The sequence below is a fragment of the Vibrio sp. 1580 genome (assembly GCF_033340055.1).
Genome location: NZ_JAWOVT010000745.1, coordinates 1 through 516 on the forward strand (window position 1 = coordinate 1; position 516 = coordinate 516).

General features: G+C 40.7%; 1 pseudogene. It reads right to left on the reverse strand.

What is annotated here, in order from left to right:
- Window positions 1-268: 268 nt before the first annotated feature.
- Window positions 269-516 (reverse strand): annotated as a pseudogene (locus R7093_RS28160) (ribosome biogenesis GTPase Der); the annotation flags it as partial.

Here is a 516-nt window from a genome sequence, read left to right on the forward strand (position 1 = left end):
TGGTAGAGACGGGTTTTTTTCTCGGTCGACGTCATGCTTTGCTTATCTTAGTGAATGTAAGAAGTTAAGGTTGTGTGCTGAGCATTTGAAGATACAGGAATCTGCACGTCATCACTAATATCACTAGAGAAAAACCGCGCAGAAGAACATTGTGATAATGATGAAAGTAAGGTTTAGAAAAGGACACATCTCACATCACTTTTCGAGGTTGCAAAAAACAGATAAAAAAATACCCAAGTAAAAACTTGGGTATCTTCAAATGCTTAAATTATTTTTTGCGGTTTTTAACCACAGACATCATACGTTTACGCTTACGCTCTTGAGACAAGGTTAGCTTGTTCGCACGATTCTCAAACGGGTTTTCGCTATTCTGGAAGTTGATACGAATTGGCGTACCCATAATTTCCAGTGACTTGCGGAAGTAGTTCATCAAGTAACGCTTGTATGAATCCGGAAGTTCACGAACCATGTTACCGTGAATCACGACGATTGGTGGGTTGTAGCCACCTGCGTGCG